Annotated in this window: 28 protein-coding genes; all 28 read right to left on the bottom strand. The window is 29.8% G+C overall.

Features of this window, described 5'->3' with window-relative positions; genetic code table 11:
- Positions 1-75: 75 nt before the first annotated feature.
- The 28 genes from HYG84_RS15940 to HYG84_RS20470 all read right to left on the bottom strand — a co-directional run bounded on the left by HYG84_RS15940 (position 76) and on the right by HYG84_RS20470 (position 18,242).
- The gene (locus HYG84_RS15940) at positions 76-774 is read right to left on the bottom strand and encodes a hypothetical protein (RefSeq protein WP_212378959.1); all 699 of its coding nucleotides are present in this window, start codon (positions 772-774) and stop codon (positions 76-78) included.
- A 123-nt stretch (positions 775-897) separates the two neighbouring features.
- Positions 898-1,122 carry a hypothetical protein gene (locus tag HYG84_RS15945; RefSeq protein ID WP_212378961.1) on the bottom strand — a complete coding sequence of 75 codons (225 nt, stop codon included), beginning with the start codon at positions 1,120-1,122 and terminating at the stop codon, positions 898-900.
- Positions 1,091-1,291: a hypothetical protein gene (locus HYG84_RS15950; RefSeq protein ID WP_212378963.1), complete on the bottom strand. Its 201-nt coding sequence runs from the start codon at positions 1,289-1,291 to the stop codon at positions 1,091-1,093. Before HYG84_RS15950 ends, HYG84_RS15945 begins: the two co-directional genes overlap by 32 nt.
- Positions 1,292-1,633: 342 nt before the next feature.
- Positions 1,634-2,884, bottom strand: a complete 1,251-nt coding sequence (locus tag HYG84_RS15955) for a S41 family peptidase (RefSeq protein ID WP_212378965.1) — start codon at positions 2,882-2,884, stop codon at positions 1,634-1,636.
- Between the two features lie 297 nt (positions 2,885-3,181).
- Positions 3,182-3,616: an NUDIX hydrolase gene (locus HYG84_RS15960; protein ID WP_212378967.1), complete on the bottom strand. Its 435-nt coding sequence runs from the start codon at positions 3,614-3,616 to the stop codon at positions 3,182-3,184.
- Positions 3,616-3,837, bottom strand: coding sequence for a hypothetical protein (locus HYG84_RS20440; protein ID WP_249168653.1), 222 nt, complete (start codon positions 3,835-3,837; stop codon positions 3,616-3,618). Before HYG84_RS20440 ends, HYG84_RS15960 begins: the two co-directional genes overlap by 1 nt.
- Positions 3,838-3,839: 2 nt before the next feature.
- Positions 3,840-4,061, bottom strand: coding sequence for a hypothetical protein (locus tag HYG84_RS20445; RefSeq protein ID WP_249168654.1), 222 nt, complete (start codon positions 4,059-4,061; stop codon positions 3,840-3,842).
- Between the two features lie 120 nt (positions 4,062-4,181).
- Complete coding sequence (locus tag HYG84_RS15970) at positions 4,182-4,712, bottom strand: hypothetical protein (RefSeq protein WP_212378970.1); 531 nt, start codon at positions 4,710-4,712, stop codon at positions 4,182-4,184.
- 47 nt (positions 4,713-4,759) lie between these two features.
- Positions 4,760-5,062, bottom strand: coding sequence for a hypothetical protein (locus tag HYG84_RS20575; protein ID WP_212382389.1), 303 nt, complete (start codon positions 5,060-5,062; stop codon positions 4,760-4,762).
- A gap of 345 nt (positions 5,063-5,407) precedes the next feature.
- The gene (locus HYG84_RS15980) at positions 5,408-6,685 is read right to left on the bottom strand and encodes an amidohydrolase family protein (protein ID WP_212378972.1); all 1,278 of its coding nucleotides are present in this window, start codon (positions 6,683-6,685) and stop codon (positions 5,408-5,410) included.
- A gap of 356 nt (positions 6,686-7,041) precedes the next feature.
- Positions 7,042-7,254: a hypothetical protein gene (locus HYG84_RS15985; protein ID WP_212378974.1), complete on the bottom strand. Its 213-nt coding sequence runs from the start codon at positions 7,252-7,254 to the stop codon at positions 7,042-7,044.
- A gap of 182 nt (positions 7,255-7,436) precedes the next feature.
- Positions 7,437-7,916 (bottom strand): hypothetical protein, encoded by a 480-nt coding sequence (locus HYG84_RS15990; RefSeq protein ID WP_212378976.1) that lies wholly within the window; start codon positions 7,914-7,916, stop codon positions 7,437-7,439.
- 161 nt (positions 7,917-8,077) lie between these two features.
- Positions 8,078-8,719 carry a hypothetical protein gene (locus tag HYG84_RS15995; protein ID WP_212378978.1) on the bottom strand — a complete coding sequence of 214 codons (642 nt, stop codon included), beginning with the start codon at positions 8,717-8,719 and terminating at the stop codon, positions 8,078-8,080.
- A 186-nt stretch (positions 8,720-8,905) separates the two neighbouring features.
- A complete protein-coding gene (locus tag HYG84_RS20455; RefSeq protein ID WP_249168655.1) occupies positions 8,906-9,034 on the bottom strand; it encodes a DUF4177 domain-containing protein in 129 nt (42 codons plus the stop codon).
- A gap of 172 nt (positions 9,035-9,206) precedes the next feature.
- Positions 9,207-9,473: a CPCC family cysteine-rich protein gene (locus HYG84_RS16005; protein ID WP_212378980.1), complete on the bottom strand. Its 267-nt coding sequence runs from the start codon at positions 9,471-9,473 to the stop codon at positions 9,207-9,209.
- A gap of 79 nt (positions 9,474-9,552) precedes the next feature.
- A complete protein-coding gene (locus HYG84_RS16010) occupies positions 9,553-10,101 on the bottom strand; it encodes a GNAT family N-acetyltransferase (protein WP_249168768.1) in 549 nt (182 codons plus the stop codon).
- A gap of 193 nt (positions 10,102-10,294) precedes the next feature.
- Positions 10,295-10,444: a hypothetical protein gene (locus HYG84_RS16015; protein ID WP_212378982.1), complete on the bottom strand. Its 150-nt coding sequence runs from the start codon at positions 10,442-10,444 to the stop codon at positions 10,295-10,297.
- A 967-nt stretch (positions 10,445-11,411) separates the two neighbouring features.
- Entirely contained in the window at positions 11,412-11,909 is a 498-nt protein-coding gene (locus HYG84_RS16020; protein WP_212378984.1) for an NUDIX hydrolase, read from the bottom strand.
- Between the two features lie 78 nt (positions 11,910-11,987).
- Positions 11,988-12,452, bottom strand: coding sequence for an HD domain-containing protein (locus tag HYG84_RS16025; RefSeq protein ID WP_212378986.1), 465 nt, complete (start codon positions 12,450-12,452; stop codon positions 11,988-11,990).
- Between the two features lie 121 nt (positions 12,453-12,573).
- Positions 12,574-12,954, bottom strand: a complete 381-nt coding sequence (locus HYG84_RS16030; RefSeq protein WP_212378988.1) for a nucleoside 2-deoxyribosyltransferase — start codon at positions 12,952-12,954, stop codon at positions 12,574-12,576.
- A gap of 137 nt (positions 12,955-13,091) precedes the next feature.
- Positions 13,092-13,484, bottom strand: a complete 393-nt coding sequence (locus HYG84_RS16035) for a hypothetical protein (RefSeq protein ID WP_212378991.1) — start codon at positions 13,482-13,484, stop codon at positions 13,092-13,094.
- A gap of 101 nt (positions 13,485-13,585) precedes the next feature.
- Entirely contained in the window at positions 13,586-13,948 is a 363-nt protein-coding gene (locus HYG84_RS16040; RefSeq protein WP_212378993.1) for a hypothetical protein, read from the bottom strand.
- 83 nt (positions 13,949-14,031) lie between these two features.
- Complete coding sequence (locus HYG84_RS16045) at positions 14,032-14,352, bottom strand: HNH endonuclease signature motif containing protein (RefSeq protein WP_212378995.1); 321 nt, start codon at positions 14,350-14,352, stop codon at positions 14,032-14,034.
- 825 nt (positions 14,353-15,177) lie between these two features.
- The gene (locus HYG84_RS16050) at positions 15,178-16,080 is read right to left on the bottom strand and encodes a hypothetical protein (RefSeq protein WP_212378997.1); all 903 of its coding nucleotides are present in this window, start codon (positions 16,078-16,080) and stop codon (positions 15,178-15,180) included.
- 165 nt (positions 16,081-16,245) lie between these two features.
- Positions 16,246-17,181, bottom strand: a complete 936-nt coding sequence (locus HYG84_RS16055; RefSeq protein ID WP_212378999.1) for a DUF5677 domain-containing protein — start codon at positions 17,179-17,181, stop codon at positions 16,246-16,248.
- Between the two features lie 29 nt (positions 17,182-17,210).
- On the bottom strand, positions 17,211-17,633 hold the full coding sequence (locus HYG84_RS20460) for a restriction endonuclease (protein WP_249168656.1): 423 nt from the start codon (positions 17,631-17,633) through the stop codon (positions 17,211-17,213).
- A gap of 114 nt (positions 17,634-17,747) precedes the next feature.
- A complete protein-coding gene (locus HYG84_RS20465; RefSeq protein WP_249168657.1) occupies positions 17,748-18,023 on the bottom strand; it encodes a hypothetical protein in 276 nt (91 codons plus the stop codon).
- 30 nt (positions 18,024-18,053) lie between these two features.
- A complete protein-coding gene (locus HYG84_RS20470) occupies positions 18,054-18,242 on the bottom strand; it encodes a hypothetical protein (RefSeq protein WP_249168658.1) in 189 nt (62 codons plus the stop codon).
- Positions 18,243-19,703: the final 1,461 nt, after the last annotated feature.

Raw genomic sequence — 19,703 nt, forward strand, 5'->3', positions numbered from 1 at the left:
GTTAACACATATATACTTGTTACATATTTTTTATCTATTCAGATACAAGTCAACACCTTATTTTAATAAGTTTACCTAAAATTCATATCGCTTTTTAAACTCAATCTCCTTATCTTTATCAAATAATACAAAATCAAAGTCATTTGAATGTGCTTGACCAAAGTTTTGAGCAGTGCTGTTATGTACGTAAAAACTAACTTCTACTCTTTCTTTACTCCTTTTGGGTATGGTAAAAACCTCTAATTCACCCATATCATTTTTCAATATAACTTCCTCCTCAACTACCCTACTTTTTAATCTGTCCGGAAGATTAATTTTAACATGCATTTTAATATCCTTATTGCTCATATTTTCAAACACAAAAGTCGCATTTCCTTCAATTATTTCATTATCTATTCCTTCGAAATTTATATTCGAGTTATCCTTATGGACATAGATTGCCTTAACATCACCTTGAAAAGTTTTATATGTTTTTTCTATAAAAATAAATGACTTATTTATGAAGCTAATTGAAAATATTACTGCAATTAACAAAAGTGTTTTTTCTCCCTGTGTTTTAAGCTCTTTTCCAAAAGATTTTAGTACCTTTTTGAAACCTATATAATATATAATCAATAGTATTAGTCCTGCATAATGAAACGTTCCACTACCTCTGTGTATTGGTTTAAATATTCGCTCTATAATAGGTACTGGATTTGAATTTGTGTTTATATGTCCAATAACTCCAACTAAAATCAACATAATCCCTATAACAAATTCCCTTTTATTCTTCATCCTAAGCCTCCCACCTATCTTATTGTTCTGATATCATTTTAAATATTAGAAATTTCCTATTTCAATTAATAAAGATATCTACAGATCAATATGTTAAAGATGTTTATTGTTTATGTATATCGTTTAATTTTTTACATTCAACTTATTTACTTCAAATATTTCTGGTATAAAATCAAGATATTCTTCTTGAACACCTATTTCTGCTTCTTTAATAAGTTTATCTAAATACGCTTGCTTGATAGAAACTATTTCTTCATATCCTTCCCTAGCCTCTTCATCACTTGCCGTAATCCCTAGTTCTATTATCTTTTGTTCTTCAACTTTCTTCTTTATGCACTTTTTCTCCATCTATTATTGCGATTACATTTTCATCAACTTCTTGTATTTCGTTTTGTGATGCCAACCCTATTGTATCATCTCTTCCTTGCAAGGTACAACCCGTAAAAGCAAATATAATCAAAGATGAAATAGTGATTATTAGCATCTTTTGACTTAAATCCAGCACACTCGTTTTCATTATTCCGCTCTCCTTAAGTTCTCCTCTCTTTCAACTTTATATATCGTATTTTTCATAAACCCTACAACATCTCTTTTTATATCTTTTATATCATATGCTCTTAAATGTCTTTTTCTATATTTCTGCGATAAAGCTCTCCTATCGTAATAACTTCTATATTTACAAGATATTTCCTGCAAGATCGCAAAATACAAAATAAAAGAGCAGGCAACTACCTACTCTATACTAAATCTCAACCTCCACTATTTTCTTAATCCTCCAATTAACATCATACTTATTTTTTATAAGATTCCTCGCTCCTATCTTAATCATTCCTCCACAGTCATCCTTTGTAATACATATTTACTGATTCAAAATATATGTAAAAACTGGATCAACTTTATTTATATAACTTTCTATTGTTGGTTCAATTACTTTGTCTGGAATAAAAGATTCTATATCCTCATTTGAAAGCTTAAAATATTTTGTTGAATATACTACTGCAAAAGGCGAGTTTTTGAAATTAAATGATCTTATCTCTCCATAATGATTTGGTTTACCAGCTGTAGGCTCACCTATGAAAGTCCCATTACTAGATTTTTTAAAGTCCATTGCATTTAATATGGCAGAGGAATAGCTTTGTCGCCCTACAATTATATATAAACTATCTGATGTATTTAAGTTATCTCTCTTTAAGATTTCTGACATTAAGGGAGCTATAATCCTAGAATTTCCTCCTCCATTATTTCTCATATCTATTATTATTTTTTCTACTTTATTTTCATCAATAACACTAATAACCTCTTTTGTAAAATTTCTAAAGGATTGCTGCGCCATCTCAGCACACTGATTATATTTAACATACATTAGATTTTCCTGATTTAAATATTCATACCAATAATATTTATCTGAATTTCTTAAATATAAAGGAACTTCATTATTGTCATTACTAAGTATAAACTTAAAGGAATCAGATGTTTTGCGGGATACTATGGTTTTATCTATTAGCTCTCCATCTAAAGTTTTGAAAGTAAACTTAACCTGACTCTTATCTTTAATTATGCCAAGTCCATATAGTATTTCTGGTGAAAGAATATACTCGGGTATTTTAATTCTTAAATCAGCTTCATTATCATAGGATATAATAGATTTAATTTCTTTTTTTATATCTTCCATATTTATATCATTAATAGATACAACTTCGCCATATAAAATATCCGAATTCTCTTGTGTAGTATTGATGACATAAATATCATCTTCAAACCAGTAAAGTTCTAGTGGATAAACTAGCTTCCACTCCCAGTATAAGTTTGTATATGTATCACCAATTGACGCAATTATTCCTAATAAATTCACTATAATCTCTTCATCAGTTAATAAATTAATTCTTTGTTTTAATTCTTCTACATCCTTATAGAACTTCTTTTCTGTAGTTTTAAAAAATAAATTAACATGCCTTTTTGGAAGTTCCTTTACAAAAACATTAATATCCTCTTCCCATTTTTTGTCTCTCTCTTCATTATGTATATATGTTGTTGATTCTAAGCTACTACAGGCCACTAAATTTAGAAATACTACAGTTGTAATTAAGATTAAATAAATTGTTTTTTTCACTACATTTTTAGTTATCATATTCCTCACTAATCCCCTATCCCCAATATTTAAATCCCACACTTTATACACAAGACATAGTTTAGCTTTAGTTCAATAATTTTGCCATATAATACTCATCAACAAATACTCCATCTACTAAACAAGATTTTTCTTTTCAAATTTTCTTCGTTTGTTTTTCTTTCACCTGGCTCATACAACATAAAACTAGTTTCGGAATCTAACTTATGTAGAAATATTAAAAATTCATTGCATCGCTTGGAGTAGCTCCTCTAATTTTTACCATCACTATCCTCCTATTTAATCTTTTATAAGTTTCTCATAGAATTCCTCACCCTTTTTAAATAGGTGTGGCTGAATTAGAGGATATGTTAAATTTTCTGGATTCGTATCAAATAGATTAATCTCACTTATTTCATAATTTGGTAATTTATCAAGATATGTTATATTAGCATAGAATAACTGTTCAAAGGATTCAACTCCATCTTTATATACAGAATATATACAGATTGGTATAATATTAAATTCCTTTGCTCCTGTTTCTTCTTTTAATTCTCTTGAAGCTGCAAAATTGATATCCTCGTTTTTTTCCCTATGTCCGCCTGGAATTTCCCATGTCAGTCTATCCTTATGTTTTACAAATATCCATTTATCTTTAAACCTTGACATAATAACTGCAAACTTAAGCTTACTATCCTCAATTGTATATAAATCATAAAATTTAACTCTTACCATCATCTATCCCCCTGAGTAGTATTATTTTTGTCTTTCAATATCCTTTTACGAAAAATATAAGCAACAAAACAGCCTCTTTCATCTTCATTTTCAACGCACTTAATTAAATCAAATGAATTTTTTATATCTTCAAGATCAGATCCTCGAATTAAATCCTGTTCTTTAATTTTAGAATCAACTTGCACTGTATTTACTAAATAATTATTTCTTTTAGCAAACATCATCAGGCGTTCAAGCGCTTTACTACTAAAGTTACCCCTGTAACTATAAAACCTTTTTCAAGTAAAAATAAAACATTCCTACTATCTCCACATGCTATATCAAGAACAGTACCTTTTTTTAAGTAGACGACATTTTCAACTATTGATTTTTCTGGATCTAATGGATTATCGCTTCTATTAGCAAATTTTTCATCCCAATATTCTTTAGTTCCTATATATTCCATCTAATAATCACCTACCATATGTTTCACATTAATCTACTCATTGTTTGTAAAATTTAATCCTTCTAATTACACATTAAAAAGGTAACGTACAACATGCTCAAAAAAGTTAACTAATTAACCTTATTTTCCTATATCTAAGTAACGATGAAATATCATATCGATGTTTTCTTTATCTTCTGAATTTATAGTCCATATCTTAGTTACTTTTTTATTTAAAGCAAACCGAAAATTTTGCTGAAATACAATTTCTAATTTTTCATCTTTAAGCCACCTATAATCTATTATATCTTTCCAATAGACTATACCACCTTGTATAATTGTTATTCCGTTTTCTCTTATCTCTTTGTCATTAATATGTTGTAATATACGATAAATACATAGCAGTATCCATAACACAGGTATCATTAAATTCATTGTAGGGTTCATATCAGCATATCTACTTAAGTTGACTAATCGTGATATTAAAAGAAATATCCAAAAACAGCCTAGTAGAGACCAAAAGAATATAGAGGCTCTGGTATTAAAATCTCTTGGTACTTGTAAAATCAATCTTCCTAAGTATTCTTGTCTATTAAACTCTTTTAAAAAAAGATATATATACATAATTAAAGCTATTAAAATAACTATTTCTAAAAATCCTATATTATTCACTACTTTTCTCTCCTACCTCGAATATTAAGTTTATTACATATTAGCCATTAATTACTAATTCTGCACAGCATTAGAAGATTCCAAATTAATTTGTTCTGTCTTGCAAGTTTTATCGTTTCGCTTTTCCCTTGCCATTTAACTGTTAGTTCTATATCCTTATCAAATGTGATTTTAATAACATCAGCATTCATTCTACTTCCAGTATGCAAGTTAGCTACACCCTTGAGTTCTTGTGGATGGGCAAATTCCTTAATCAGAATCAGTCCTGAGTCGGAGGATAAATCGCCTCCATCGAAATTTATTTTAATTTTACTATTGCTTTCTAACTGAAGTACACTTACACTAGCCATAAAGAGTTTCTCCTTTGTTGTTTTGTAGTGTGGTAACTTCATTTTAACAAAGTTTAAACTCTTTTTCTATTGTTAGAGCTTCACTTTTAATGTGAAAGCAAAAGTAAACAAAAACACTGTACCTATGCGGTGCAAAGCGCCGCGCGATGATTGTATTGTATTATATTTAAAGGGACGAGGCACTTATCCCTTCATCCCTACTCTACATTCAACCAGCTCAACCTATAAAAAATTACCTGTATTATTATTATGAGGTGATGTAGCTGGGATATTACAATACAGCTTTTGGTAAGAAGAAAAATTAAAGGCCGTTTCAATAATGCTATGGTTGCTCATTTTCAAAGGCTAATAACTTTCTTTGAGCTTATCCAATTCTCCTTGGAGCCTTTCATTGGTTAACCATATTCCCCGAACCATAGTTCCTTCTAAGGTTCTAGTATTTTTAATGTCCTCTAGAGGATTTTTCGATAAAAGAATTAAGTCAGCTTCTTTTCCCTCTTCAACTGTTCCAAATTTATCTAACTGTCCTAAAAATTCAGCTGAGTTATAGGTTGCTGTTTTCAATACCTCATAGGGTGTTAATCCTGCACCAGCTAAATACTCTAGTTCACTATGCAAAGAGAAACCTGGAACTACAAAAGGATTGTTTGCGTCGGTGCCAGCCAATAGTTTTCCTCCTTTTTCGTGTATAGTGCGAACAATATACTGTCGTTTTTCCAAGTCGAATGCATATCTACCGATTCGTTTCATATGTCTCCACGCCCTAGTTACTTCTGGGTTAATATATTCTAAACCTTCAATCTCATTTTCCATTTTAAGAATATGAATGATAGCTAATGTTGGCGTATTCCAAACATTATTTCCTACAGTCATCTCTGCTTCATTTTCGATATTCTCTAAGCTATAGCCACTTAAATGTTCAATAGAATTTTGCCCTAGTTCAAGTGCTTTCCTTATGCCTACTTCACTTGGCACATGTCCTACCACCCTAATACCTATTTCCTCTGCAGTTTTCATAATCTCTTCGTATACTTCTACAGGTAAACGTTCATAGACTTTAACTGCATCATATCCATCTTCCTGCACTGAGATCACTGCCTTTCTTGCCTCTTCTGGGGTTTCTAAAGCTACACTATCCTTCCATATGGGGTTGGGGCCGTCCATTATTGGACCTGTTGTGAAAATTCTAGGACCAAGAAATCTTCTATCATTAATAGCCGCCCTCATTTCCAGGTCTTGAGGGAGTCCCCACATATTTTGTATGCTTGTTATACCATTTGCTAAGTAGAGAATTTCTTCCCCACTATAACGCCATTGATGAACATGCATATCTACTAAGCCTGGCATTAAATATTTACCTTCTCCCTCTATAATTTGCGCTTCTTCAGGAATGGTTACTGTTTGAAATTCCCCTATTTCTGCAATTAATCCATCTTTTATGACTACACTTTGGTTTTCTAGAACCTTGTCCCTAGTCATCATAATAAGGTTTACATTCTGAAACACAACTACGTTTGTTGCCTCTTTAGCATTACAGCCTACTAATAATAACAAACTGGTGGCTACTATAAAAAACATAATCTTACTTGCTAAATTCATATTTAACTTCTTACTCTCCTTCATATTCCCTCTCCTTTAGAATTTCTTCTAATTTTGATGTAATATATTCTTGATTATTTAACATAGCCATTCTCCTTTTTTATAAGTTGTTTGTGGTGATTCAGCTTATGTTTCAGGGCTTGGCTATGTTTTTTCTATATATTTTTATTGGAAGTTTTAGTACAAAACTTCTACATAATCCATTATTGGATAACTTCTCTTTTTTACTGTCCGTGGGTCAGCCTTTTAAATCCTTTTTCTGTGCTAAATATCGGAGCTAAAATCCCTTCCGTTATAAAATTAATTATTACCACTCCAGCGTAAAATGGATATATAATTGGGCTTACTTCCCACGATAATCTTCCATAGGTTAAAATTGCCTATAATAGAAACCATGCAAAGAAGTATCCAGATAGTTTGGATAAAAAATTTAATAAGATTTCTCTTTTACATGGTCCGCCACTGTTTTTTATTATTTCATTGGTAAATTCTTTTAGATCTTCACTTATAGAATCTTTTAAGCTCGAACCTCTAAGTTTCAGCTCTTGTGCCATTCCTATCAAATCTCTTCTAATTACTCGCCTACCTTGCACTACATAATAGCTGAATTGCCAATTAGAAATATCGGAAAATTCATAAGTATTCCTATATATGTTATACCTAAATATATATTCTAAAAAATCTTTTAATGAAAAAAGCCATACATCATCATAATAATATCTAGCTTTTAAAATATTTTATTATATTACTTACTTATACTTTATATATTTTAGTTTTATCTTATTTCATCTAATATTCTCTTTAAGTCTTTAATATTATTTTCGCTTCTGAAATAATTATATGTAACTACCCCAATGTTATCATTAGATTCTTCATGTAATAGTGAAGTTATTCTTTGAAGTTCCTTTTGCAAATTGATCATCGATTTAACCTCTTTTTCACCGTATCCATATACTAGAAAATCGTTTATTTTATAAACTGGTTCATTCATAAATTTTAACATAGGGGATCTTCTCAAATATTCACTGAGAATAACAATTTCATTCACAAACTTTTCTTCAACGTCCTTGCTGATTTCTCCTTTATTATATATTTCAATAAAATTATCAATTCTTTTTTCAAGTAAAACAAGAGTGTAAATATCATAAACTCCAATATCTTCTCTATATATGTTATTCCGATAAGATATAGTTACAGAGAATATAATACATATTAATAAAATTACACTTAACTTCTTTATACTAAATAATTTCATTTTTACTCCTCTTTCTTCAAAGTATAATAGTTTTATTATATGATATTATAGATTTGTTACACCTTTAAAATAAGATACGAACTATATTTATTAAGGATAGTTTCTCGAATATAGTTTCATTAGTTTAATTTCATTTCTGCTTCATTATATACAAAATTCATCTAATTGATCTTTATATCATTTTCAAAGAAGAAGCGATTATATCCCTTTTTAAACCTATTAATATCCTTATTAATTATAAATTCTAGCTCCTTGCCATCTTTATATATCAATGTAAACAAAAAGAAGTTTAATTCTGAAACATTGTTTTCAAAAGAAACAACATAAATCCTCTCATCTTTGTCTTTCCCATCATAAATAGTTGCATATGATAATCCCTGCTGGTTTCGAATGGAAATATTACTTACGTCTTTATCTCTAATAATACCAAACAATGTAGGGGTTATTTTTGGGGATTCATTTAGTAGTTGTGCAGAAAAAATGAATTCTCTATTATCATCTGGAATAAATCTATTTACATGTCCACCACCCCCAACCCATTTATAACTCCCTAATGATTTTTTAACCATATCAACATAATACATATTATCTTTACCTTTATTCTCCTTGCCTACTGAATATACCAGAACTCCACCTTTTGTTTCATCAATATAAATAAGTTCATGGTCTTCAAGTAGGTGCCTTTTACGGATTACCTCGAACGGGTCACTATTCTTATTAATATTAAATAATATAAAAGTAGCTATAACAGCTAGTACTATTGCCTCCAGAATATAATATCGTTTCAAATTTTTTTCTTTCATTCTTCTCCTCCAAATATGTGTTTTTATGATTATATGAATCAATCCTAAGATTTCTAGGTCAATCTGATATATAATACGTATTTAACAACTATAAAAACATTCTACTGTTAGGTATTTAAATGAATGTGGGAAATAAAATCCTCTCTATTTGTTTCATATTGTAAAAAAATGTGCTATTAATAGAAGTTATACATTTGGGCTATTTTTGTCTCTTTCAAAAATTATCTGGTATTCATAAGCAAAAAAGACACCCATTTTTTTGTTTGGTGGAATCACAACTTGAACTAATCGCCAACCATCAGCCGCCTCTTTCATAATGATAGCTTGACAATTTTTAAAACTGTCACCTATCTATGTAGAAAGTTTCCTAATTGGAATCTCTATAAATTTATATTCATACATACTACCCATCCAATATTATCTCTTATATAAATAATTTATCCATTGCACATTAAAATAGATGATACAAAATAAGAAAAGTTCGTTTTTATAGTAGCTTCCAATTACTATCTCTTATATCATTCTTATGAGGTTTTCTTACATATTTAATCATTTCTTCTTCACATGCTCCAAATTTCAAAAAGTTTTTTTGCCCTTTCTTTAATGAAACTCGGTTTGCTCCTCCTTTGTAATCAGGGTCATCAAACTGTACTCTATCGTCTTCCCAAAAACATATAGTACAAATATCATAAGTCCCTGGTGGTTCTTCATCTAAAGTTTTATATCCACAACATGGGCAAGTATATTTTTTCATATCTTATCCTCGCTTCGTGTATATTCTTATTAACACAAAATACATCTGATACTCCCTTAATAGATTAGATGTAATAATATTAAAATTCAATTGTATTTTTAACCTCATTCCACTCACTTTTTAATAAATCCATATATACCACATCAGCAAATTTTCCTTCCCTACTATCGAAACAAGCTTCCCTTATTACGCCGATTTCCTTAAATCCAAGTTTCTTATATAAATTGTGAGCTTTAGTATTATCCTTCATAGAAGTTAATTCTAATTTGTTAAGATTTAAAAATCTAAACAGAAAATCCATAAAGTGATATAAAGCATCTTTTCCATACCCTTTCCCTTGCTCATCTATTTCACAAATCTTAATACCAAATTCACATTTTTGATTTCTTCCATTCCAGCCAATATAATTCATTTCTCCTATTGGGTCTAAATTATTTCTTTTACATATTATAAACCTTTTACTTTCTGGAAACAGGGTAGTATTTATTATATCCTTTTGTATACTATCCTTAATAGCTTGTTTACTTTGAAGCGTTCCAAAAGTATGAGTTACATGTTCCATTAATTCACCCGTATTCCACCACTTATGTAAGTACTCTTCATCCCCTAACTCTAATTGTCTTATAATTACCTTCTATCATACTACCACTTCCTCCTTAAATTATATTATATAATGATATGCTAGTTGATTCGGTAATTTGTTTTCTAATTTTTTCTTATTTCACACTTTTTACACGATACTACATACCGTAATTATATGTAAAACCATACAATATTTTTACACATATTCAATTAATAATATTTACTCACCAAGTGACTTATTAGGGTATTAATGCTCCTTTAGCAAACAAAATAACTTTTAAATCTTTTTTCAAAGATTCATCAATATTTGAACTCATATTAATAATCTCATACCCTGCTCTAATAGTTTTCCAGGTAGAAGATCTGTCTGGTATATAAATATGATCCATTAAATAACCAAAGTTCTTTACTTTTTCATCTGTTAAATTAAATCTTAAATCATATACAGCCTTTTTAATCTTTATTTCATTTCTATATTAATATATTAAAGTAATCTCCATACCTACTAAGGCTAAAGCTGCAGTTATCAAGCCTATTAATAAAATAATTAATAACATCTTATAATCAGTAATCATTCAATCTCCTCCTAATCTTTTTTATAAATTTCTATAATATTGGAGAAATTCCTTTATTTTGGAAAAAATTTTCGCAAGACTAGAACAGTCTGTGGGAAGGAGCGATAAAGGAAGTAGAATATACAGATTGAAGCACAAAATTTATATTGCTTTGGTTTTATAAGCTACTATAATAAATATAAATGACCCCCGGTCACAAAGAACACTTGGGTATGATCTGCCAATAGTATTAATATTATTTCATAGTCATTATGTCATATATGCTATATAATTCTAATAGCATTTACGTCATGCTATAAAAGTATTTTTGTATTTTACTAAAAACTAAAAAATCGAGATGGTTCAGGCACCCTCCCGATAAAAACTTCTACAAGTTTTTGTTCCTTAATATATTATAAATATAAATTCTAGATATTATAAACATAGATTCTAGAATAATTAACTTAATGAAAATTAAATTATTGTTTGCGAAAAAATCTTATGTTTGCAATTCGTTTGCAATTTGCTATTTACATAAAAAAACACCACCCCTAGATCCTTCTAGAAGTGGTATTTTATAATGTTTCTATGGAGCTGATGAGCGGAATCGAACCGCCGACCTCTTCCTTACCAATTCTATTGTAAGCACTTTGTATATAACTATATTTACTTCATTTATTTGTTCATATATACTAGCTAATCATAATTAATCCAATCTAGTTATTAATTAATCTACATTAACCTATGCTCGACACAAGCATATTAAATTGTTCCTCATCATAATTTAAAATTTCATCAAAAATTATCTTAATTTTGTTTTTAAATATCTTTCTAAAGTAATAATGTGCATTGGATAAAATAAACTCTTATCACTTTCTAATAATTCCTTTAATTCTCTTAATGGTATCCATCTAATATTTTTCGTTTCATTACTCTCGTTTAATAATTCTCCATCAGCGTTACATATAAATATTTCTACCATTATTGGATATGTTCCTTGAATATTTTGGCTACAAGAAAACGGAGCATAGTTTAACACTTTATATCCATTAGTTTCTAAAATTACTGCTTCATCTTCACCCTTTATATTTGTAACTTTCAATCCAGTTTCCTCCCAAATTTCTCTTCTCAAGCAATCGAAAATATTCTCAAATTCTCTTATTCCCCCAGCAGGAATTTCTAACAATCCATACTCTGATATAGCTTCATCTTTGCACCTATCTTGAATTAATATGTAATCTATTCCATCGATATTCTTCTCTATTATTCCACCTACTCCAGGTTTAGCAAATAACTCCATTTAAAAACCTCCACAATACACAATAATATACTGTTTTACATTATATAAAAATTCCCAAGCAAGACTTATGCCCCTATCTTACGCAATACCAAGTTCAATTTTGAGTTTTTCATACCTATTTTTTTCATGTGACATTACTTCAAACATAGGATTATACAAACAGTGCTGAAGTACATCTGCATCGATTAAAATCTCATTAAAATCAGGATGCACCAATCCCTTTTCGCTATGTGTATAAATAGCATCACAAATAATTTTAGTTTCATCCTCATTCGTTATCTGCAATGATGTCAGTATTTCCTTTGCCAAAACAGCACCTTTATGTGCATGGTCTTTAGTATCCATTTTAGCATAGGAATATATGTCATGGAGCATACCTGCCATAGTTGCAAGTTCAACATTCTTTCCACGCTTTAATGCAATTAATGCACAAAATTGAGCAACCCCATATAAATGTACATAAGCACATCTTCGTTCTTCAACACCTGATATATTCAGAAGTATATTGTCAATATATTGTCTCAAAATTTCAATTCTGTTCATTATTATTTTCCTCCCCTTAAATATAGGTAATAATTGCTTCGTATTTCTCTATCATACGAAGTATAATCCATCTGTTACGTCTTAGGAAGATAATGTTTACCAAAGATTAAATTATAATCTCTTATAAAAAAGTCTCTATATCTTCAATATTATTATAGAAAATAATTTTTTGGGATATCCCCTCTAATGTTTCCGATATATCTGAACCACTCTTAGCTATTGTAATAATAGGTATCCCTTTTGCATAAGCATATCCTGCCTCGATTCCTAATCCTACTCCTTTTTCTGTTAAGTCTATAACTACTAGATTACAAATATCAATCTTTTCAAATGTTAATTTCATTAATTCATATGAGCTATATTTTTCTTGTCCTTTATTTTGAATATCACGGACAATACAAATTGTTTCATATCCTCTTTTTTGAAGAACTGATGATAATTCATCAATAACTATCTTATTTCTATAATCTTCATAATACTTAATCCCTATATATGCTTTCATATAAACTCTCCTTATTAAACCTATGATTAAATCTATATAAAGGCTATCTATTGTATATTTTCACCAAAAACGCACTAAAAGTGGTTGGCGAATTAATTTTTGTTATTACTAAAAAATACTTTGAATATATCACATTCTTATCTAGGTACATCTACTTCTATATTCAATTCTCCATCCTTCTCAACAGAATTAATATCTATATCTATATGAGAGTAACCCCAAGTAACATATCCTATAATATTATAATTTTTACTGTTTCCGGAATTAGATATATGCCTTAGATTGACTGCATTTTCATTAAACCCACCAATTTTATATTTAAATGAAATATTGGCGTGAGGATCTATTTTAGCAATACTACATTTTTCTTTATTATCGATTGAAGATAAAACCAGATTTTCTATAGCTTGATTAGTATTATTTCTTATGGTAACTGTAGTCCCACTGTCTGAAAAAAGGACAAGCCTTAATACTAATATTGCACCTAATGCTATTAAAGGCAGCATTAGCAGAGTTCGTTTTGTTGTCATAAATATAGAAGCCTCCCTGTTCTGTCTATTACACATTAAATATTATGTGATCTAAGCTTTTACTTAGCTCCTTCACAATTAATGAAAAATGTGTCATAGCACTATTCGCTGTTGTTTTTTAGTTTCCTTTTACTTAAGATTTGTAACACAATTCCTAAGATTAAACCAAGAAATAGAATTAAAGTATTCATAAATGCCCCTGCCATAGTTGGACGGGGTCCATTGGATACATGAATCAAATATTCAGCAATAATACCTATTCCAGAAAAAACTATAAAAACGCTTGCAAATACTATCTTGTCAAGTCGAGCTGCTAGCATCCCAATAATCCAAATTGGCACATAGATTGCTAATATTACCGAAGCATCAATGTATCTCAAAAAACACATCAACGATAATATTATTATAAGAAAGACTGTAGGAGCAATAAGGCGCACTATCCTTTTCTTATGACCTTTATCCATCAAATTTCCTCCTTATAAATTGCATTTACTTCATATTATTCTACTTATGCAATCTAACATATACAACACTTAATGCACATTATTTATCTGTTGGTCGAGTAGGTAGGAAGCTTTTCAGCTTCTTTCATTAATCTATATCCGTCCTTAGAATTAGGTTCTACATGATTACTATTAAAGAAGGTTCTTACCTTAGGTAAATTTTTATCTCCACAATATTTTTCAAGTAATATTTGATGTTGTAGTTGACAACTTTGGTATAACAGTTCCAAGTTGTCATAACATTCATCTCCATCTAATCTTTTAGGTACTATTTGATTAATTTTAAATTGTTCTTCTCCTACTAATGATTGATTACAAACTCTACATTTGTAGTTACTTTGTTTTGCTAATTTTCTTCTACTCAAAATATTGTCTCTTATAAATTCTTTTTTATCTCTCCCTTCAAAGTATTATTTTAAGCTAGCATCATCAAGGCTATTTCTATATTTCACTACTGCATGTCTAACTATTGGTATCCAACTCATCTTAAATTGCTGTGTTTTATTATCATAAGGGTCTGTCAATATCCATCTATCTTTACTGACTCCCGTATAATTTGGTTTGAAATATCTTTGCTTAATTTTTTTATGTTACTCATTGTTTAACCCCCTATAATTTAATTTTTCAAGACAAACATATGAAATCCTACATCAATCGTTCGCAAATTTCGACAATAGTATCATATCTAATTTATTTTTAGATTAATTAATTCTGTTGTTTATTATAAAAATATATTTAAATAAACCACATTTTAATTATATTTAAAAAAGTGGCACACTTTTACCTTTACACAAAAAAACACCACCCCTAGATCCTTCTAGAAGTGGTATTTTATAATGTTTCTATGGAGCTGATGAGCGGAATCGAACCGCCGACCTCTTCCTTACCAATGTAGGGAAGGGGACTTTTTTCGCCTTTATATGGATTTATACTTTTTATATACACATTAAAATTTACACATTTAATATAACCTAGATAATCCACTCTTTATCCTACTTTATATCAAATTATTCGTCTCGGTAGAATTTATGGTAGAAGGTTTGGTAGAAAGTTTAAGTAAAATTGCATTAAGTATCATAAATATTAAATAACCTAAATAAGGCCTATAGGCTAATTACCTTTATAATATATTCCATCAATTATAGTTAAAATATGGCCTTCTATTACATTTTTATCTACTTACTCTTAAGTTAGTCATCTTGATCTTCAGTATATCTACATGAGCATACACCTTCAATAATATAATCATCACATGATTCACAAGGATACATATCTATGGGTATACCACCATCTTTGTGCGTACAACACCTATACCATAAACATACACCATGGTATTTATCTTTAATAAATAATAAGGAGTTAGCACCACATTCAGGGCATATCCTAAAATCTTCAATATCAATATTTTTCAGTTCAAATTCACAACTTGAACAATAAGCATTTTCTGGATAACCTGATTTTCCATAAAGCACAAATAATGAATACTCCTTGCAATTACTACATGTACCTCTAGTGAAATCTTTGCCAAGAATATTTAAAACTTTCTCCTGACTCTTAGCATTTTCAAAGAAAGAAAAAACCTTTTTAATTTCTTCTTGTAGCACCTCATTTTTTCCTGGTCCTATAATATTTCCTAGAAGATTAAGTCCAACCGATATAACATCAAGGTATAATTGGCCTAACATATTAGTGACATCTGTTATATTTGCAACGATACCAAAATGTTGAATTTTGTTTCTCATCTCTGCCATTTTATCCACAATATTTAATGATTTTTTAGGAAAATCACTTGGATAATATTTGTAAATTTCACGACACAACTTGTTAATATCAATAGACTTACATTTATATAGCTCTTCAATCGTTGGTTTTAACGGATCGGTACATTTATCAAAGAGAGAATTTTTGTCAAAAATATATATTACATTAACTTGGCTCAGCAATGATTTTAGGAGCAGTTCAGTTCCTTGAAACATCAATAATATCGCTTGTTTAAAATCTTTACTTGAATTACATTTGCTCCCTATCTCAAAATGTTCAATTCCGTGATTAATTGAATCTATAGCATTTTCATATAATGTAAATTTAATCATATAATTTCTCCTTTAAATAGGCATACCATATTATCTTTATATTAATAATGTCCCATTTCTATGCTCTTCGATTTATGAACTAAAATACAGAATTCTACATCTCTTTGTCTTCTAAAAACCACAATAAACTAGAAATTTAAAGGATTATACACCATACAAATAAAATTAATCAATATCTTCCCAAATGTCTGTATCAGTATTAACATCAGCCATTTTACTAATAAACATCTTTACAAAAATCGACTGTAAATAATTTTCATCACAAAGTTCAGTAATAAATTCTCCAACAATAGTAACAAAACAACTATACACTATATTTATTCCAAATTTTAAGCTGCCTGTATTCCAATATTTTTGCCCTCTAATATTTTTAGGAATATCAAAACCATTAGCCGAATTATAAACACTTGCATGAACTGATGAAGATGCGAAAACATATAAATCATAGTGTTCATATAAATCTGTTAGCTTTGCTAAATCCTTAAATGTAATCCGTTCATTATTTAATAAAGGATTTGCCCACTGATTGTCTTTTATAAAATTCTTCTCATAATTAAAACATTTTATATCATTCTTAACTTTATTTACTAATTCTTTATCTCCTAAAGCTTTTGCTAATTTTATCCTCTGAAAGTTACTATGTTTTAAAAATCTTTCAGCTATGTCATTATTATTACTTTGAATAATTTTATAGTAAACTGATATTTCATATATAGATCTTACACGAGAAAGCGCAGCATTTGAAAATCCACCCTCTAATAGATAAGTTATTTCTTGTAGCGTTTTTATAAACATAATATTTAATCTATCTAACGCAGCATTTTTCCATTCATTATTTTTAGACTTAGGTCGCTTTTTTGTTTTTGTAAAACAAATTTCGTCTAATAAATCAGCTAAACACATTAAATTATATATGTATACAGAATTTTTTCCATCCTTTACAATTCTACTTTCTTTGATTTCTTTATACATAGAATCCAGTAAATCTTTAATTTGCTTGAAAACAGCATCTCTATACTCGACTCTAATATAACTACTTTCAATAGTTATTTCTTCTGATAATTTTGAAATTTCATCTATATATTTCTTAATGATTTCCATATAAACCTCACTTTTTAAGTTATCTTATATTAAAGATCCTCTTCTATATTAGGTATCCACATTCGCTTTAATGGAATATCTGTTTTTATTTCATCACTAAGCATATCATAATTAGCAAAAAGTTCTTCTATGATTTTCTTTGAATCCCACAGTCTAACTTTAAAAAATTGTTTAGGAATTTCTTTAATTACAGAGTTTTTAAAGCCATACCAAGATATCAAAAGTCCATAATCTGCATTATAGTTACTCATTGTTCCAATTAGTTGATCCATAGTAAGTCTATCTACAGGTGTATCGGATGTTTTAACTTGTACACAAATTTTAGGCGAACTAAACCCTAGTGTGCCTGATGAAGCTAATAAGTCTACACCATTATCAGAACCTTCTGGAGTTCGAAATGTAGTAAATCCCTTTGCTTTTAATATTTCTTCAATTAACATTAACATTTCCATTCTATAGCCTTTATACTTTCTTATTATATGCTCTGAAATTCTATCAAATATATATTCATTAAAGTCAATGGCAGTCTTTTCATTCTCTTCGTCAACAAGTTCTCCTATGTTTTTTTACTTAATATTCCAATTATTTTTAGCCATATCCTTGATCCTTTTTTCTGCATTATTTCTATTAATCCTACAAACTGTCATAAATGCACCTAATGAATATAGGATATCTTGATCAAACTTATCTCTAGGTATATCAAGTGCAAACCAATTTATTTCCCTATAATGATAGTACGGACTACCCAGTTTTTTATCAAAAACATAATCTCCAACTATTTCTCCAAAATGAATTGTTCTATTAATTTTACTAGGAAGTGCAACCCAATCTCCAATTCTCATACTATGTGCAATAGGCCATATTTGCGAAGCTCAGTTTATTGCTGTTTTTTCCTTATCTAAATCGTATTTATCTATTAAAATATTGTATAATTCTTCTTTTGAACTAAGTCTTTTTAAATCTATATCTAATTCATCCCATGTTAAATATACTCTGTTATCACTTAAAAATTTATTTTCATACTCTCCACTTTCTCCAGCTCTAAATAGCCAAATGCTCAATTTTATTACCTCCTCTTTATTATATAATTTTTACCTTACAATACATTTTATATATTAATATTAAAAAATCCTCTTTTCACATTTTTCATTCATTCATTTATTTATTTCTATAGTTTGTATCATATCCCTTTATTTTTAAGAAAGTTTTCTCGAGACTGGAACAGTCTGTAGCAGCTTCAAAGATAAACCACTAGAAGCTACAGTCTGTGGGAAGGAGCGGTGGAAGAAGTAGAATATATAGCTTAAAATACAGAAATTATTGCTAATACCAATAAAAGACCCCAAAGAACAATCTTCCGTATGAATGGAGTAATAAAAATATCTAAGCATAGCTAGACTGTGGTTAGATATTTTTTATGGAATGAACTAGGAAGTTTGTTGACCCTAGAGGAGGAGCTACAACGTCCCACCCTAGCAAAATTCCTAGATGAATACTAAGGTAAAGACTCTAAAGAGGCCACTTATGGACGTATGGGAATAACGTGGCTATGACTCTAAAGAAGAAACTCAAAAGTATAACCCTAAAAAGACCCCAAAGAAGCAACCTATGGACGTAGGTAATAGCGTTGCATGACCCTAAAGCTAAAATCTACAAAGAACTACTATAATAAAAGACCCAATATATAGGCCACGTAATGCATGTGGGCAACTATCTCTAAAGATAGACCGAATGAGTTGTCCACCATGCACAACTTCCAGAGCTACACCCTAATTAGTAGTAGCAGTAGTAGTAGTAAACTTTGTGGGTATGTGGGCAGCCTCTATAGATACTACTTTAAATGGCTGTCCATCATATCCATAATGTAGGAGGGATGCCTGGAATCCCTACCGATTAGACCATAGAGATAGACAGCAAAGCTAAAGACCCTAAAGTAATTCTATAAAATATTATAAAAAGCTAACCTTCCTACCACCTCATACTCCCCAACTATTCACTAAATGTTCGTTTAGGGAAAGTGGAATACTGTTTAAGGCAGACCATAAAAACTATCCTTATAGTACCTTAAACCTATGTAACGGTAGTTGCCACCCTAGAGGAATTCCCTGAAGTAAGGCAACTATTTCCTAAACACGACATTTAGGGAAAGCGTAGCGTTAGTTGGGATTACGAAGACACTACATTATGGGTCAAGATATCTCCAAAGATAGACCTAACGACTGGAACAATCTGTTTTTCTACCGTATTCTCTATTTCTAATATAACTTATGAAAACAGTTTGTGAAGGGAGCGGCATCAAAGACCCGAGAGTTGACAGGATAACTGGAGCAGTCGGCTACAAGACAAACTAAAACTACCATAGAGGTAGCTGACTGCGGAAGTAAAGGACCCACAAAGACTGACCTAGCGACTGGAACAGTCTGTAGCAGCTTCAAAGATAAGCCCCCAGAGGCTACAGTCTGTGGATGGAGTGGCAACAAATACCCCTGAGATGGCAGTAAAACCTACACAGTCGGCTGCAA

The sequence above is a fragment of the Alkaliphilus sp. B6464 genome, assembly GCF_018141165.1.
GTDB lineage: Bacteria > Bacillota > Clostridia > Peptostreptococcales > Natronincolaceae > Alkaliphilus_B.